Source organism: Mycobacterium appelbergii (assembly GCF_032883035.1).
GTDB classification, from domain to species: Bacteria; Actinomycetota; Actinomycetes; order Mycobacteriales; family Mycobacteriaceae; genus Mycobacterium; species Mycobacterium appelbergii.
This window is the reverse complement of sequence record NZ_JAMQTH010000008.1, coordinates 192,679-208,803: the sequence shown is the minus strand read 5'-3', so window position 1 is coordinate 208,803 and position 16,125 is coordinate 192,679. Positions and strand designations below refer to the sequence as shown.

Below are 16,125 nucleotides of genomic sequence, written 5' to 3'. Positions count from 1 at the left end.
ACAAGCGTACCGGCGGCTTCGTGCTGCCTTCAGGAGTGGCTGAGATGGGCGCGCATCGCCGAGATCGTCGCGCTGACCGCCCTGGCACTACCGCCACCCAGCGAGAAGAAACTGGCGAACCCATGGATCAGCGACCGCTCCTCGCGCAGGTCCACCAACACCCCGGCCTCCTGCATGGCGTGGGCGTACCGGTTCCCTTCGTCGCGCAGCGAATCGAACCCGGCGGTGACCACCAGGGCCGGCGGCAACCCGGAAAGATCCTCGGCGAGCAGGGGCGAGACCATCGGGTCGTCGGGTTCGACGTCGGCGTCATCGAGATAGTGCGCCATGCACCAATCGATGTCGCGTTTGCTCAGGAAGTAGCCGTCGGCGAACAGCGTCCGCGACCGGGTCTGCCCGACACTGTCGGTGACCGGATACAGCAGGAGCTGCAGTGCAGGCGGTGGCAGGTCGTCGTTGCGCGCCTGTTGTGCCACCACCGCGGCCAGGTTGGCGCCCGCACTGTCCCCACCGACGACGATGCGGGTCGCGCCGAGACCCGCGGCGTGATCGAGAGCCCACTGGTAGGCGGCATACGCGTCGTCGGCCGCAGCCGGGGCCTTGTGTTCGGGTGCCAGCCGGTAATCCACCGACAACACCTGCATTCCGCCGTCACGGCAGATCAATCGACACAGCGCGTCGTGCGTGTCGAGGTCGCCGAGCACGAACCCGCCCCCGTGGAAGAACAGTAGTAACGCAGGGATTGCGGACGGCCCGGGGCCGGTCTCGTCAGGCACATAGCGCCGGGCCGCCATTGCCCCCGCCGGTCCCGGTATCGACACGTTGCTGACATCCACATCGATCTGTGCACGCATCATCGCCGCCTTCGTCCGCAGATCCGCACGGGAGACGGCGACACCGCCGACGGGGCTGAAGTCGGCCACCAGGCCGCCCATTCGAGCCGCGCGCTGCGCCGCGAGCATCAACTGCAGTGTGGTGTCCAGCGTATTGCCGTCCACCGTCACCGACCGCCCACCCAACAGCAGGCGTTTACGCGAATCCGGCATGCGGGATATCGCGCTCAGTGTGAGCCCGGTGGCTCGGTTCAACAGCAGGTCTTTAGCCGTTTCCCGGCGACCCGCGGCAGTTCCGCATTCGGCGCGGTGGCCTGGCAGACTTTCAGTCATGACAGCTCCCTCAGTTGATCCGCGCGTCACGCTCAACGACGGCCATGCGATACCTCAGGTCGGGTTGGGCGTCTGGCAGACGCCTCCAGAGGACACCACACGCGCCGTCGCCGCCGCCCTGCAGGTCGGTTATCGGCACATCGACACCGCCGCCGCATACGGCAATGAGGTCGAGACCGGGCGTGCGCTGGCGGACTCTGGTCTGGCCCGCGAGGACGTCTTCCTGGTGACCAAATTGTGGAACAGCGACCAGGGATACGACGCCGCGCTGGCGGCGTTCGACGCGAGTATCGGCCGCCTTGGGGTCGACTACCTCGACCTTTACCTGATCCACTGGCCGGTCCCGGCCAACAATGCCTATGTCGACACGTTCAAGGCGTTCGCGCATCTGCGCGATCAGGGCCGTATCCGGTCCATCGGCGTCAGCAATTTCGAGCCTGAACATCTGAAGATTCTGATCGACTCCACCGGCATCGTTCCCGCGGTGAACCAGATCGAACTGCATCCGCTGCTGCCGCAGCACGAACTCCGCGAAGTACACGCACAGCTGGGGATCGCCACCGAGGCATGGAGCCCGCTGGGGCAGGGATCGCTGTTGGCCGACCCGGTGATCACCGAGATCGCGGGCAACCTCGGCAAAACGCCCGCGCAGGTACTGATTAGGTGGCATATGCAGCTGGGTAATATCGTCATTCCCAAGTCGGTGAACCCTCAACGGATTGTGAGCAATTTCGACGTGTTCGATTTCGAGCTCAGCGAGCAGGACTTGACGTCCATCGCGTCGCTCGAGCAGGGCACACGCTTGGGTCCCGATCCCCGAACCTTCAATTTCACAGGGTAGGTGCCATGACGTCGGCGGCGATTCCCACCGTCACACTCAACGACGACCACACGATTCCGGTCGTCGGTCTCGGAGTCGGAGAACTGTCGGACTCCGACGCTGAACGCGCGGTTTCAGTGGCTTTGGAAGCCGGCTACCGGCTGATCGACACCGCCGCCGCCTACGGCAACGAGGCGGGGGTCGGCCGCGCGGTCGCGGCCTCGGGTATCCCCCGCGAAGAGGTCTTCGTCACCACCAAGCTCGCCACCGGTGATCAAGGGTTCAAATCCTCGCAGGAGGCGGCCCGTGCGAGCCTGGAACGTCTCGGGCTCGACTACCTCGATCTCTACCTGATCCACTGGCCGGGCGGTGACACCGGCAAGTACGTCGACAGCTTCGCGGGGCTGAGCAAGCTCAAGGAGGACGGCCTCTCCCGCTCGATCGGTGTGGCCAATTTCAGCGCCGACGATCTGTCGAACGTCATCAGCCTGACCTTCGTCACCCCCGCCATCAATCAGATCGAGCTGCATCCGCTGCTCAACCAGGCCGCATTGCGCGCCGCCAACGCCGAGAACAACATCGCCACCCAGGCCTACAGCCCGCTCGGCGTCGGCAACCTGCTGGATAATCCCGTGATCGGCGCGGTCGCCGAAGCACACGGCAAGACCCCGGCCCAAGTGCTGATCAGGTGGAGCATTCAGCTGGGCAACATCGTGATCCCACGGTCGGGCAACCCGGAGCGCATCGCCGCCAACCTCGACGTATTCGGTTTCGAACTGACCGAGGACCAGATGACCACCCTGAGCGGCCTCGACAACGGAACCAGGTTCCGGCCCGACCCAGAGACCTACACAGGTTCCTGAGACCCGGCGCGCACGCGCTAGTGCCTGCGCTTATCTGAACAATGCCGGCGAACTGCGTTGTCGACGCGCTCTCGGTCGCCAGTGGCCAACAGGTCGAGCAGAGCACCGCGGAGCACCGCCAGTGCCAGTGTGCGATCTGCGACGCCCTCGGCGCTGTCCTTCTCGTGCGCGGGTTGCTGATCCTCCAGCAGAGCGAGCCAGTCCTCGACGGTCGCCTGGGCGAAACCCGTCCACGGACCTTCGGACTCGACGAGTGAGCGGACATAGGCCTCCGACCACAGCGTGAGCAGCGGTCGATGTTCCTCCGCGGCAAGCCAATTCCAGACTTCCTCGACAGCGGCGGCCAGCCCGGCGCCTGCGGGGTGTCTAAAGCGGCCAAGCAGCTCCAGTTCCTCGGCGCGCGCCCGCGCCAGCAGCGCTCGCACCAACCCGTCCTTGCTTCCGAACAGGAACAGCAACACCCTCGGGCTCGACCCGATGGCCGCGGCCAAGGGGCGCAACGACAGGTCGCCCAGACCATGCGTGAGCGCGTACCGGTAGGCGCGTTCCAGGAGTTCGATCTGCCGGGCCGAAGGGGTTGTCGTCTGCGCGGACACGTTGGTAGCCTACCGCTACTGAAACAAGTGTGTCAGTCCAGCGCGCGGGACGGAGGTACGGCGTGTCGCTGCAGGTAGAGCAATCGCGGATTGTTGTGCGCCGAGCCGATCGTCCCGGCGATCTCGGCTGGGTGGTGATGGCCCACGGCGAGATCTATGACGAGCAGTTCGGCTGGAACACCGATTTCGAGGCCCTGGTCGCCCGGATCGTGGCCGACTACGCTGCCGACCACGATCCGGACCGGGAGACGGGATGGATCGCCGAAGTCGACGGTGAACGCGCGGGGTGCATCTTCTGCGTGGCCGGTGGCGAACCGGGCGTCGCGCAGTTGCGGATCCTGCTCGTCACGCCGCGCGCCCGCGGTCTCGGGCTGGGTACGCGCCTGGTAGAGCAGTGCATTCAGTTCGCCCGCGACGCCGGCTATCGCCGGATCACCCTGTGGACCAACGACGTGCTGGTGGCCGCCAGAAAGATCTACCAGGGGTTCGGATTTCGACTTGTCGACGAAGACCGGCATCACAGTTTCGGCCGGGATCTCAACGGCCAGAACTGGATACTCGATCTCTAGGTTCGTTGGACCGCAATGCTTCTCGTGGCCGGCCCGTCCCCCGTTGCCGCGGAGCCTTCGGCCCTGCCTCGATACATGAACTTCGAGATAGGCGTGTTAGTCATATATTCTGACTACCGTAATCACAGAATGGCGATGGAGCCGGAGCGGTATGGACGAGGCACAACGGGTGGACCTAGGGGTGGCATTGTTCATCCCGTACCGGTACATGGAGGACCGGATTTTCCGGGCGGTCCAGAAAGCCGGGTTCGATGACTGGACGCTGGCTCAGGTCCGGGTGTTTCAACGCATCGCCCCTGCCGGTTCACGCCTCACCGATCTCGCCGATCAGGCGCAGGTGAGCAAACAGAGCGCTGGGGTGCTCGTCGATCAGCTGGAACGCCTGGGTTATGTCCGCCGGGTCCCCGACCCGAGCGATGGCCGCGCCCGGTTGATCACGATGGAGGAACGCGGCCGTCAGGCAGCCAAGGTAGCCGCAGCGACATCCGGCGAGATCATGTCAGAGTGGACGGCCTACCTGGGCACCCGCAACTTTACGTTGTTGCACGAGATCCTGGATCAACTCCGCGAGATCACCGACCCGTACGCACAAAAGCCGTAGCCAGGCCGCATCCACTAGCCCTGCGAGCCACTCGAATCGGTCCGCGCCGGCGGGGTTCGCCCCCTTCTTGACATTAGTCAGGATTATTGACTAGTTTCGTCAGTGGGCCTGTCGCGCCGCCCCCGACGCGGGCGTGCACAGCGGCCGTCGCGGGTCCGGCATCGCACACCACCCACCAGAAGGAGCATCGCCATGAGTATCAGCCTGACCTGTGGTCCATCCGGCGCTGTCATCACCGGGGAGACCGAAGAGGAACTGGTGAACAACGTGCAGGCCCACGCCCGCGCATACGAAAACACCGAACTGTCCCGTGAACGCATCCTCGCCGAGATCCGCGATCGGGGCACCGAGCGGCACATCGACGCGGCAGCCTGGGCCGCGATGACCGCCCCTGAGGCCGCGCAAACGCTCTGCGACACAAGCGGTATGGTGATAGTGCATCGCATGTTCCGTCGGGAATGCGCCCTGCTTCCTCGACTCGTCGCCGCAGTAGATCGCGGCGACGTCACCCAGGCCCGCACCGTGGCTCGGCATGCCCGCGAAGTACTCGACATGCTGCATCACCACCACGTGGGTGAGGACGAACTGCTCTGGCCGAGACTGTCGGAGCGGACCCAGTTCAACAGCGAGCTGCTCGCCCGCATGGACAGTCAGCATCAGGGCCTCGCGGTACTGCTCGAGCACACCGCGACAGCGTTCGCGGCGTGGCAGGAGGCCCCCACCGCGACCACCGGCAGGGCACTCACCGCACTCCTGGAACAGCTCTCGAGAGGACTCGACGAGCACTTCGACGAGGAGGAAGCCGCGGTCCTGCCGATCGTCGAACGCGTGATCACCGCCGCCGAATACCGGGAGGTCGGCCAACGGGGGCTCACATCGATACCCCTGACCCGCCGCCTCATCACGCTGGGCTATCTCCTCGAAGGTGCCACTGCGCAGGAGAAAAGCGAATTCCTCGCCGCCATACCCAGACCCGTCCAACTGGCCTACCGTCTTATCGGAGAACGCCAACACCGCAACGAGACCGCCCGCCTGCGCTGTCAGTTGCACCCATGAAGGAACCAAGGCCCCGGCGCACCAGCCGGTGAGGATCGGCCTGCGCGCACTCCCCTCAGCCCGTCGGGCAGGTGGCCGCCGCCTCGCGCAGCACCACCGCCGACGGCGCGTCAATCGCAAGGCCGTACCCACGCAGCACGGCGACGAACTGCACGGCGTACTGACACCAGAACGCCCGGTTGGGTGGCATCCAGTCGACCGGTTCACTGTCGCTCTTGTCCTGGTTGGCGCCGCCCGCGACCGCGAGCAGATTGGCCGGATCGTTGGCGAACCGCAGCCGCAGATCGTCCGGCCAACCCCGCGCACCCTGATCCCAGGCGTACGCCAACGGCACGATGTGATCGATCTGCACCGAGGCGCCCACCTTGTTGCCGCGGACGAATGCCACGACGGCATCGGTGTAGGGATCGTGCAACGTGCCGGTGGCAACTGCGGTGGGACACCGCTTGATCGACACGTACGTCTTGTCGACGAGGTCGCGCTCGAGAATGTCGTTACGGGTATCGCAACCGTTGTGCCCGCCGGGAGCACCGTTGTCGTCGTCCCACGCCTCGCCGAACGCGACCCGCCGGTAGTCGTGACCGTGCACCCGAGCCGGTATCTCCATCACCCCGGCCAGCAGGTCAACACCCGGCGCCAGAGTGGGCGTGTCGGCCCGGGCGACGAATCGTTCGGACCGCGCGCCCGCGGTGACCTGCACGGCGACCACGACCGCCAGCGCGACGGCCATCACCAGCCACCACACCCGACGGCGGCTCACGACTTTTCCAGGTACTCGACGCGGTCGGTCTCCACGAATTGCGCTGCCAGCAGGTCCATCCCGGGATCGTTCGGGTTTCGTTGGTAGGTTTCTTCGCTGTACTGCCGCGCGTCGGTGATCACCTCCAGGTGTTCCCGCAGTGACAGGAAACGCAGGTTGATGGTGCGACCGGACTGGTTGAGCCCCAGTACATCTCCCTCGCGACGCTCGTCCAGGTCGAGGTCGGCGAGGGCGAAGCCGTCGAGGGTGGCCGCAACGGCCTTGATCCGTTCACCGGCTTTGGAGGTCTCCGGCAGCCGGGTGGCCAGCAGACACAGGCTCGGATGCTGCCCACGACCGATCCGGCCACGCAGCTGATGGAGCTGGCTGACGCCGAACCGGTCTGCGTCCATCACCACCATCACCGTGGCGTTGGGCACGTCGACGCCCACCTCGATGACTGTGGTGCATACCAGGACATCGATTTCACCGGCCCGGAACGCGGACATCGCGGCGTCCTTCTCCTCGCCCGACAGGCGCCCGTGCATCAGTCCCAGGCGCAGGCCGGCCAAGGGCCCGCCGCGCAATCGGTCGAGCAGCTCAAGAACCGTGACGGGCGGCGGACCGCCTTCATTGCCGCCCTTGGTGTCGGATTCATCGATCCGCGAAGCCACCACATACGCCTGGCGGCCCGCGGCCACCTCCTCCCGGATCCGTTCCCAGGCCCGATTGAGCCAGGCGGGCTTCTGCGAGATGAAGATCGTGTTGCTCGCGATGGGCTGACGTCCGCGAGGCAGCTCGCGCAGCGTCGAAGTCTCCAGGTCTCCGTAAACGGTCAGCGCAACGGTGCGCGGTATCGGCGTCGCCGTCATCACCAACAGATGTGGCGTCAGGCCCTCACGTGCCTTGGCCCGCAAGGTGTCTCGCTGCTCTACGCCGAAGCGGTGCTGCTCGTCGACCACCACCATGCCGAGGTTGTGGAACTCGACGGTCTCCTGCAGCAGGGCATGGGTACCGATCACGATGCCGGCCTCACCGCAGGCGATCTCGGCACGGGCCTCTCGTTTCTGCTGCGGTGACATGGATCCGGTCAACAGCGCCACCCGTGTGCCATGGTCGGCGCCACCCAGCTGGCCGGCCATCGCCAACGGTCCCAGAGTGTCGCGCACGGAACGCGCGTGCTGCGCGGCAAGTACTTCCGTCGGCGCCAGCAATGCGCACTGATAACCCGCATCGACCATCTGCAGCATCGCCAACACCGACACAATGGTCTTGCCGGAACCCACCTCGCCCTGCAACATGCGGTTCATCGGCCGCGTCGAGCACAGCTCGCCGGAGATCACCTCGAGCACCTCACGCTGACCGGCCGTCAACTCGAACGGCAGCCGGTCTTCCATGGCTGCGGCAAGCCCGCCGTCGGTGCGCGGCGCGGACGGCCCGGATTCGCTGAGCTCGCCGTACCGTCGTGCCACCAGTCCCCACTGCAGGCCGAGGGCCTCGTCGTAGGTCAGCCGCTCGGTGGCCCGCTCCCGCTGCACCGAATTCTCTGCCAGGTGGATGGCCCGCAGCGCCTCATCCTCGGACATCAGATTGCGTTGGCGGACAAACGATTCCGGCAGTGGGTCCGGGACGGGATCGAGCACGTCGAGTACCTGGCGCACACAGGCATAGATGTCCCAGCTCTGCACCTTCGCGCTGGCCGGATAGATCGGGAAGAACTCTCGCTCGAACTCGGCCAGCATGTCCTCACCGGTGGCGCCCGACGTGGTCGCAATGGTCTTGAGCGACTTTGTCCCGATCTGCTTGCCGGGCGGTGGATTCAGGACCAGGAACGCAGGATGGTTGAGCTGCAGGGTGTTCCGGAAGTACTTGACCTCACCGGAGAGCATGAGGCGGGTGTCCACCTCCACCTTGTCCTTCATCCAGCCTGCGTTGAAGAACGTCGCGGTCACCGCCGGTCGATGCTTGCCCAGCGTGACCCGCAGATACTTGCGGGATTTCGTCCTGTTGGTCTTCTTGTCGAACACCGGCTTCATGTCGCCGTGCTTGGTCTCGGTGACGACGTCGATGAAGGTGACGTGTTCACCCTCTTCGAGGTCGAGGGCCTCACCCTCGCCGCGCACCGTCATACCGTCGCTGTACTTGCGCGGGAAGTGCCGAAGCAGGTCGTTGACCGTACGGATGCCGAAGTGTTCTTCGAGCGGGCGGGCCGCCTTCGCCCCGATGACGAAGTCCAGACGGTCGGTGAGCGTGGCCACTACTCCACCCCGATCAACAGTGCGTCGCCGCGGTGGCCGGTGTGGTAAGTCACCAACTCGGCGCCGAGGTGCTCGCGATGAACATGTTCCTGCAACGCCGCGCCGACGGCCGGGTCCACCCCGTCACCGGTCAAGACCGTGATCAACTCACCGCCGGCCACCAGAAACAGGTCGATCAGTCCGGCGGCCGCAGCGGTGATGTCGGGCCCCACGATCAGCACCTCATCTCCAGCGATACCGAGGCCGTCACCGGGCCGGCAGCTGCCTGCCCAGGTCAGCGCCTCTTCGGTGGCCACCCGGACCGTGCCATGACGCGCACCCGCTGCCGCACGGGCCATCGTGTACCCGTCGTCGACGGCGTGCCTGGCCGCGTCGTGCACGGCGAGCGCGGCCAGACCCTGCACCATCGAACCCGCGGGCACCGGAACCACGTCGATGCCCCAGCCGACCGCGGCCGTGCAGCCGGCGACGAGTTCCTCGGCGGCCACGTACCCGTTCGGCAACACCATGACCTGCGCGGCGCCCGCGTCGACCAGGGCCCGCAGCAGTTGCTTGGCGGTAACCGGCTCGTCGGCCTCGGGACGTAGTACACAGGCGCCCTCACCTGCGAACAGTGCGGCGCCTCCGTCACCGTCGACGACGGCCAGCACCGCACGCTTGCGGGCCCAGCCGCCGACCGGCCGGGCTCCGGCAGCACCGATCAGCGCGGTGATCTGAATGCGGCGAAGAGAGCCCACCGCCAGTCCGGCCTCGACCGCGGCGCCGGCATCGTCGACGTGCACATGGACCGAGTACTGACCGCCGCCTGCGGTCGCGATCGCCACCGACTCCCCCAGGTTCTCAAGCTCAGCCCGCAAACCTTCGACGCCTGCCGCCCCACAGCCGCTCAACACGTACATGACCTCGAATTGCGGCGGCGCCGCGACGGGCTCGGCTGCGGACACCGCCTGTGGCGGCGACGGCTTGTAGACCTGGCGGGCGGGCGGCTGTCCACCGAGCGTCGAGGTCAGGGCGTCGAGCAGCACGAGTAGGCCGCGGCCACCGGAATCGACGACGCCGGCCTCGGCGAGCACGTCGAGTTGCCGAGGGGTCCGATCCAGCGCGACTGCGGCGGCCTCGGCAGTGACCGCCAGCACCTCGGGCAGCTCAGCCCCGCCGACCGCACTGTGTTCGGCGGCACCCGCGGCGGCCTGTAGCACCGACACGATGGTTCCCGGCACCGGTTCACCCATCGAGGTGACGACGAGGGCAACGGCGTGCCGTAGCGCGGCGCCGAGCAACACGCCGTCGACGTCGGTGAGATCGCCGTCGCGCTCGGCCGCGGCGGCGGCGATCACCTCGGCCAGTCCGGTCAGGATCTGGGACAGAATCACGCCGGAATTGCCGCGAGCGCCCTGCAGTGCGCCCGCCGCGAGCGCGCCTGCCACCCGGGCGACATCGGCACCCGCGGCGTCGTTGTCAGCCTGCGCCCAGGCCGCACGCATGGTGAACAGCATGTTTGTTCCGGTATCGGCGTCGGCCACCGGGAACACATTGAGCCGGTTGATCTCGTCGGTGTGGGCGATCAGGTCGTCCACGGCAGCGTGGGCCCAGTCCCGCAGGGCGGACGCATCAAGCCGCCGAGCCGACATCGAACCCTCCCCATATCCTCCGGTTGCGCGGCGTGGCTGCCGTGGGCGTCAGCCTAGCCAGTGACGACGACAGATCCCGATCAGACCATCGCCGCCTGTGCATAACCTGATGGGGAGTTCACGGGCGGTTTTGGCGATAGCCTGGCCTGCCGGTATCCTGGTCAGGTTGTCGGGTCGAGCCGTGTCGGTTTGCGGTGAACAGGCCCAGACCCCCAAGTACTGATTCAAGGAGTTGTTGATATGGCTGCCGTGTGCGATATCTGCGGGAAAGGCCCCGGCTTTGGCAAGTCGGTGTCCCATTCGCATCGGCGGACGAGTCGGCGCTGGAATCCGAACATCCAGCCGGTGCGCGCCGTGTCCCGCCCGGGCGGCAACAAGCAGCGCGTCAATGCGTGCACGTCGTGCATCAAGGCCGGCAAGGTCTCGCGCGGCTGAGCGCTTGCGCGAAGACGAAGACCGGCACGGCTGAGCGCTTGCGCTGTTGTTTGACTGACGGCACGGCGGGGTACGTCCTGTCGGCATGAGCCCTCGTCGCATCACCCGTTTACCCCTGTACGGCTTCGCGGCCTGCCTAGCGGCCGGTTCATTGTTGACCGCCTGTGGCGGCGGCAACTCCGGAGACGAGTCCACGTCGACGACGTCGGACACGACCACCTCGGTCACCACCGAGACCACGGTCATCGAAACCACCGTGCCCTCCCCCGCACCCGCCTCACCGCCGGCTGAATCCCCGCCGGCGACCGATGGCGGCGGGGACGCGACGATCGAAATTCCGTCGCCGCCGGCGATCCCGTCACCGCCCGCCATCCCCGCGCCCCCGGCCATCCCGGCACCGCCCGCCATCCCGGCACCACCGGCGATCCCAGGCTCCTGAGCCGGGACGATTCGTCAGGGCAACTGCCAGTCGATCGGGTCGGCGCCCAACTGCCCGAGCAGTTCGTTTGCGCGGCTGAACGGTCGGGATCCGAAGAACCCGCGCGACGCGGAAAGCGGCGAGGGGTGCGGTGATTCGATCATCGCGCATTCTCCTTCGGCCAGCATCGGCTTGAGGGTGGATGCGTCCCGCCCCCACAGCACCGCCACCATCGGCTGCTTGCGGGCCACCAATGCCCGTATCGCACACTCGGTGACCGCCTCCCAGCCCTTTCCACGATGCGACGCCGGGGTGCCCGGCGCCACCGTGAGGACCCTGTTGAGGAGCAGCACGCCCCGTTCCGCCCAGGGCGTCAGGTCGCCGGTACCGGGCTGTGGATGACCGAGATCCTGGCTGTACTCGCTGAAGATGTTGGACAGACTGCGTGGGAGCGGACGCACGTCGGGGGCGACCGAAAAGCTCAACCCGACCGCGTGCCCCGGTGTCGGATACGGGTCTTGTCCGACGATCAGCACCCGCACCTGATCGAACGGAAAGCTGAAGGCGCGCAGAATGTTTTCTCCAGCAGGTAGATAACGCCTGCCGGCGGCCAGTTCTTCGCGCAGGAATTCGCCCATCTGGGCCACCTGAGGAGCCACCGGTTCCAGCGCGCGGGCCCAGCCATCGTCAACGAGTTCGTTCAGCGGACGTGCAGTCACGAAATGCCAACTTAGTCTGAGCCGTTTAGTCGAACGACTGCCATCCCGGGTTTCCCGTCCACCGGGCGCCGTCGACCAACACCTGTGCCGGGCCCGCCACGACCCGGCCGATCACCCGCCAGCCGGGCGGTGGCCCCTCCGGGAAGGTCGCGACCAGCGCATGGTCCTCGCCACCGCCCAGCACCCAGTCAAGGGTGTCGACGCCCACCGCCGCAGCCGCCTGGGCGACCGCCGCGCAATCGCCGCCCAGCGCATCACTGGACAGGTCGATCGTGACACCCGACGCCGTGGCGATGTGGCCGAGGTCGGCCAGCAGGCCGTCGGAAACGTCGGTCATCGCGGTCGCGCCCGCTTCAGCGGCAACAGCCCCCTGGCCGTACGGCGGTTCAGGAACCAGGTGCCGACGCCGAAGGTCGGCATATTGGTCAATTCCTTTGTTCCACAAGGAATACCCCGCCGCAGACCGACCCAAATCGCCTACCACCGCCACGGTGTCACCGGCGCGAGCTCCATCGCGTCGCACCGGCGCGCGGCCATCGAGATCCCCCAGCACGGTGACCGATACCACCCATACCGGCGCATGCACCAGGTCACCGCCGACAATGCCCGCACCCAGCCGTGCCGCCTCTTCCCACAGTCCGTCGGCGAGCTCAACCGCTGCGGCGGTGGCGGTTTCCGCAGGTGCGCCCAGTGCCACGACGAATGCGGTGGCCCGGCCCCCCATCGCCTCGATGTCAGCCGCGTTCTGCGCGATCGCTTTTCGCCCGACATCGTGTGGTGTCGACCAGTCGAGCCGGAAATGCCGCCCCTGTACCAACATGTCGGTGGACACCGCTGTCCGGCCGTCACCGGCCAGCACCACTGCGGCGTCATCACCCGGACCCAGGGCGACCGCGTCCGGTTGCACACGCCCGGCCATCAGCCGGTCGATGACGTCGAACTCGCCCGCCGTAGCGAGGGTGTCGCGGCCTGTGTCGGCGGATTTCTCGTCGGCCATATGCCTCCTGCCGGTTCCCGCGGCGCCGTGAACACTGGAAAGCCCTGCGGTACGTTTATGCCCTGCGGCGAGGAGTCTATGCAGCGACACGGAGGAGACAGCAGGTGGTTGAGGCTTACGTGCTGATCCAGACCGAGGTGGGTCGCGCCGAGGTCGTCGCCAAACAGTTGGCCACCCTGCCCGGCGTGCGGTCGGCCGAGTACGTGACCGGTCCCTACGATGTCGTCCTGCGCATCGCCGCCGAAACACTGGACGCGCTGCGGGCCGATGTGGTTCCGACGGTGCAGCAGATCGCCGGGATCACCCGTACCCTCACTTGCCCGATCGCCGGCGGGGCACAGCCTTAGCCCTGTTTCCAGATCGAACGGGGTGCCACGACGATGGTGGCGATCATCGCGGCTGCCATGGCCAAGAACGCGCGGTCATACCCCAAGTAACCGATTGCCCCACCTAGGGCAACGGCGCCGGCGCCAAGCCCTCCGTCGTAGGTCGCGTTCCAGATCGTGCTGGCGGTGCCGCTGTTGTCGCGCCCGAGTCGCTCAACGGTGGCGACGAAGGAATCGTTCTGGCTGGCCCCGAAGCCCGCACCGAGCAACGACGCCCCGGCGATCAGCCATACCGGATGCCCGTCCAACGACAACCCGATCTGGCCCACGCCGCACGCGGCGACGATGACAGCGATGAACAGCAGGGGTGCGGCCTTGCGGCGGTCTCCGACGTAGCCGGCGAGCAACCGGCCCGCGACGAGTGCAGTGGATGCAGCGAGCAACGCCGTTGCCGACACGCTCGCGGTCGGACCGGACAATGCCAGGAATGTCGTGACCGCACCGAACGCCCCAGCGGTCAAGGCGAACAGAATGAGTGGCAGGGCTATTCGGCGCGTGAGTGCGACGTTCCCGAGCCGGAACGTGCTTCGATGGTTCGGCAGCGACCAGGCGATGAACGCGGCCGCAATGCACGCAGCTCCAGAGGCCCAGAAGACCAGTGCGTACCCCAGTGCTTCGGTAGCCCACACACCACCTGCCAGCGCCCCGATGTTCGGCAACGCCGCCGCCACCCCGTACCACGACGCGGAGGACGCAAGTCGGCCTGTACCGGCGAGAGTGCCGACGAGGGTGGCGCCGGCGGTGACCATGAACGCGAATCCGATACCGCGCAGGATCGTGATCGCCATGATCGGCGCGAAGTCAGTCGACAGCAGGTACAGCGGAGTCGGTGCGCCCAGGAGGAGCAGACCGGCCAGCATCAGGCTCCGCAGCCGGACTGTTCTCGACAGCCGGAGCATTGCCATCTGAGTAAGGACGGTGGCGGCCATCATCGCACCGGTGGTGACACCGACTGCGACGTCGGTTGCACCGCCCAGAACGGCCCACATCGGCACCACGGGCAGCAACGCGGCGTAGTTGACGAACGCCAGAAACGTGACGCCCAACAACGCGACCAGCGCGACTGCCGTCCGGCCGGCCTGCTCGCGGTCGGTCGTATCGCATCCGTCGCCCATGATTTCCACTGTCAGCCACGAGGGCTATCGTGTCTAACAATGAAGTTCGATCAGCCATATCGAGGATTGCAATAGCGGCGAGGACGAGACACCAGTGGACACGAGGCTGTTGCGCAGTTTCCTGAGCGTCGCGCACGCGGGGAGCTTCACCGAGGCCGCACTGGAACTCGGCTTCACCCAGTCCACGGTCACCAGCCACGTTCAGAAGCTGGAACGCCAGATGGGCCGTCGCGTGCTGGATCGTCTGCCGCACGGCGTGCAAACCACCGACCTCGGCTCACGGTTGGTCCCATTGGCAGAAGCCATGCTCGCCACAGAGGACCGCATCCGCGCCCTTCCGGTCGAGCGGACCCAACGCCCCGCGGGGACTGTCCGCGTCATGGCGCCGGAATCCCTGTGCACATACCGTCTCCCGGCGATCGTCAGCGCCGTCCGCGCGGTCGAGCCGCTGGTGCAGGTGTGGGTCAGCCCCGGGGGCATCGGAATGTCCCTGGACGCCGTCAGTCGCGCCACGGTCGATATCGCTCTGACGATGGAGCCTCGTCTGCCACCCACGAACCTCACCGTCGAGCGACTCGGCGCCGAACCGCTGGTATTCCTGGAGCAGCCGACGATAGGCACCGCCGAGGCGACCTGGAGCGATCTGGCCCGCCGTGACGTGCTGCTCGTCGAGGAAGGCTGTGGCTACAGCGATGTGGTCTCGGACCGACTCGCAGCCACCGGATCGGCGACGGGCCGGTGCTCACGTTTCGGCAGCATCGAGGCGATCAAACGCTGCGTGGCCGCCGGTCTCGGCTGGACCACTCTGCCCGCCCTGGCCACCGATGCCGAGCTCCGCGACGGCACCCTGCAGGTGATCGCCGGGCCGCACCTACCCGCCTGCGAGGTGTTCGCCCTCACCCACCCGCGTCGCCATCTCGGCCCCGCCACCGGGGTCGTTCTCACCGAGATCCGGAAAGCATGGAGCGGTGCGGCGTCCCCACAGTGATTGCCGATTCAAATATCAACGTGCCCAACGGATCTGACTTTATGTTCTGAGCGGACGCGAAGGACCCGATCGCCCGGGCCGATTTGTTGTGCGCGGTCAACAGCACCTGGGGGCAGCACTGAACCTGGTTTTTTCGACGGGCCCTAGAGTTGAGGGCGTGACCGACCCGCAGAGCAACGACGGACCTCCACGCACACTGCTGATCGCAGCAGTCGTGGTTGCGGTCTGCGCGTTGATCACCGTGCTGGGTATCGCCGCGGTGCGCCAGCAGTCGCCGCAGAAAGAACCGGTGGCGATCTCGTCGGTCCCCGCCCCCCGGGCCGACAGCCCGGAATGCCACGCCCTGATCGGTGCCCTGCCGGAGCAACTCGGCGATTTCCGCCGCGCGCAGACCGTCGAGCCCAATCCGACGGGCACAGCGGCGTGGCAGGCCGAGGCGGACAGCGAGCCCGTCATTCTGCGCTGCGGCCTGGAACGACCGGGCGACTTCGTCGTCGGTGCACCGTTGCAGTTGGTGGATGCGGTTCAGTGGTTCCGGGTGGGCGAAGCAGGGGCGGGGGAAAACCCTGTGGGCGAAGCGGGGGCGGGTGAAAACCCTGTGGGCGAAGCGCAGGGCCGTAGCACCTGGTACGCGGTGGACCGACCGGTATATGTCGCACTCACCCTGCCCGCCGGATCAGGACCGACACCGATTCAACAGCTTTCCACCCAGATCGCCCGCGTCATGCCGGCACGGCCACTGGACCCGGCGCCCGCGCGCTGAAGCTG

General features: G+C 66.8%; 18 protein-coding genes. 10 read left to right on the top strand and 8 right to left on the bottom strand.

What is annotated here, in order from left to right:
• Positions 1-29 precede the first annotated feature (29 nt).
• The gene (locus M1247_RS19925; protein WP_410506906.1) at positions 30-1,166 is read right to left on the bottom strand and encodes an alpha/beta hydrolase; all 1,137 of its coding nucleotides are present in this window, start codon (positions 1,164-1,166) and stop codon (positions 30-32) included.
• Here M1247_RS19925 and M1247_RS19920 point away from each other — a divergent pair.
• Positions 1,165-2,007, top strand: a complete 843-nt coding sequence (locus M1247_RS19920) for an aldo/keto reductase (protein ID WP_317158108.1) — start codon at positions 1,165-1,167, stop codon at positions 2,005-2,007. The genes M1247_RS19925 and M1247_RS19920 overlap by 2 nt on opposite strands.
• Before the next feature lie 5 nt (positions 2,008-2,012).
• Positions 2,013-2,849, top strand: a complete 837-nt coding sequence (locus M1247_RS19915) for an aldo/keto reductase (protein WP_317158107.1) — start codon at positions 2,013-2,015, stop codon at positions 2,847-2,849.
• Positions 2,850-2,866: 17 nt separating this feature from the next.
• Here the strand turns inward: M1247_RS19915 and M1247_RS19910 are convergent, their stop codons facing one another.
• Entirely contained in the window at positions 2,867-3,445 is a 579-nt protein-coding gene (locus tag M1247_RS19910; RefSeq protein ID WP_317158106.1) for a TetR/AcrR family transcriptional regulator, read from the bottom strand.
• Positions 3,446-3,507: 62 nt separating this feature from the next.
• On the opposite strand from M1247_RS19910, the gene M1247_RS19905 reads away from it, so the two are divergent.
• From M1247_RS19905 to M1247_RS19895, 3 genes are all read left to right on the top strand, one after another.
• Positions 3,508-4,014 (top strand): GNAT family N-acetyltransferase, encoded by a 507-nt coding sequence (locus M1247_RS19905; RefSeq protein ID WP_317158105.1) that lies wholly within the window; start codon positions 3,508-3,510, stop codon positions 4,012-4,014.
• A 151-nt stretch (positions 4,015-4,165) separates the two neighbouring features.
• Entirely contained in the window at positions 4,166-4,615 is a 450-nt protein-coding gene (locus M1247_RS19900; RefSeq protein ID WP_317158104.1) for a MarR family winged helix-turn-helix transcriptional regulator, read from the top strand.
• 192 nt (positions 4,616-4,807) lie between these two features.
• Positions 4,808-5,671: a hemerythrin domain-containing protein gene (locus M1247_RS19895; RefSeq protein ID WP_317158103.1), complete on the top strand. Its 864-nt coding sequence runs from the start codon at positions 4,808-4,810 to the stop codon at positions 5,669-5,671.
• Between the two features lie 55 nt (positions 5,672-5,726).
• Here the strand turns inward: M1247_RS19895 and M1247_RS19890 are convergent, their stop codons facing one another.
• From M1247_RS19890 to M1247_RS19880, 3 genes are read right to left on the bottom strand one after another with little or no spacing between them, the layout of a single operon-like run.
• Positions 5,727-6,431 (bottom strand): HNH endonuclease family protein, encoded by a 705-nt coding sequence (locus M1247_RS19890; protein WP_317158102.1) that lies wholly within the window; start codon positions 6,429-6,431, stop codon positions 5,727-5,729.
• The gene (gene recG / locus M1247_RS19885) at positions 6,428-8,668 is read right to left on the bottom strand and encodes an ATP-dependent DNA helicase RecG (protein WP_317158101.1); all 2,241 of its coding nucleotides are present in this window, start codon (positions 8,666-8,668) and stop codon (positions 6,428-6,430) included. Before recG ends, M1247_RS19890 begins: the two co-directional genes overlap by 4 nt.
• Entirely contained in the window at positions 8,668-10,299 is a 1,632-nt protein-coding gene (locus tag M1247_RS19880) for a fatty acid kinase ATP-binding subunit FakA (protein WP_317158100.1), read from the bottom strand. The genes recG and M1247_RS19880 overlap by 1 nt, the downstream gene beginning before the upstream one ends.
• Before the next feature lie 240 nt (positions 10,300-10,539).
• On the opposite strand from M1247_RS19880, the gene rpmB reads away from it, so the two are divergent.
• Both rpmB and M1247_RS19870 read left to right on the top strand, forming a co-directional pair.
• A complete protein-coding gene (gene rpmB / locus M1247_RS19875) occupies positions 10,540-10,734 on the top strand; it encodes a 50S ribosomal protein L28 (protein WP_317158099.1) in 195 nt (64 codons plus the stop codon).
• Positions 10,735-10,819: 85 nt separating this feature from the next.
• Complete coding sequence (locus M1247_RS19870) at positions 10,820-11,173, top strand: hypothetical protein (RefSeq protein ID WP_317158098.1); 354 nt, start codon at positions 10,820-10,822, stop codon at positions 11,171-11,173.
• A 14-nt stretch (positions 11,174-11,187) separates the two neighbouring features.
• Here M1247_RS19870 and M1247_RS19865 read toward each other — a convergent pair whose 3' ends face one another.
• On the bottom strand, positions 11,188-11,871 hold the full coding sequence (locus M1247_RS19865) for a uracil-DNA glycosylase (RefSeq protein WP_317158097.1): 684 nt from the start codon (positions 11,869-11,871) through the stop codon (positions 11,188-11,190).
• Positions 11,872-11,896: 25 nt separating this feature from the next.
• Positions 11,897-12,868, bottom strand: a complete 972-nt coding sequence (locus tag M1247_RS19860; RefSeq protein WP_317158096.1) for a thiamine-phosphate kinase — start codon at positions 12,866-12,868, stop codon at positions 11,897-11,899.
• Positions 12,869-12,972: 104 nt separating this feature from the next.
• Here M1247_RS19860 and M1247_RS19855 point away from each other — a divergent pair, with 104 nt between their 5' ends.
• A complete protein-coding gene (locus M1247_RS19855; protein ID WP_317158095.1) occupies positions 12,973-13,215 on the top strand; it encodes an Lrp/AsnC family transcriptional regulator in 243 nt (80 codons plus the stop codon).
• Here the strand turns inward: M1247_RS19855 and M1247_RS19850 are convergent.
• Positions 13,212-14,369, bottom strand: coding sequence for an MFS transporter (locus M1247_RS19850; RefSeq protein ID WP_317158094.1), 1,158 nt, complete (start codon positions 14,367-14,369; stop codon positions 13,212-13,214). The two genes, M1247_RS19855 and M1247_RS19850, sit on opposite strands and share 4 nt — an antisense overlap.
• Before the next feature lie 94 nt (positions 14,370-14,463).
• On the opposite strand from M1247_RS19850, the gene M1247_RS19845 reads away from it, so the two are divergent.
• Together M1247_RS19845 and M1247_RS19840 are read left to right on the top strand one after the other, a co-directional pair.
• Positions 14,464-15,357, top strand: coding sequence for a LysR family transcriptional regulator (locus M1247_RS19845; RefSeq protein ID WP_317158093.1), 894 nt, complete (start codon positions 14,464-14,466; stop codon positions 15,355-15,357).
• A gap of 157 nt (positions 15,358-15,514) precedes the next feature.
• Entirely contained in the window at positions 15,515-16,120 is a 606-nt protein-coding gene (locus M1247_RS19840) for a DUF3515 domain-containing protein (RefSeq protein WP_317158092.1), read from the top strand.
• Positions 16,121-16,125 lie beyond the last annotated feature (5 nt).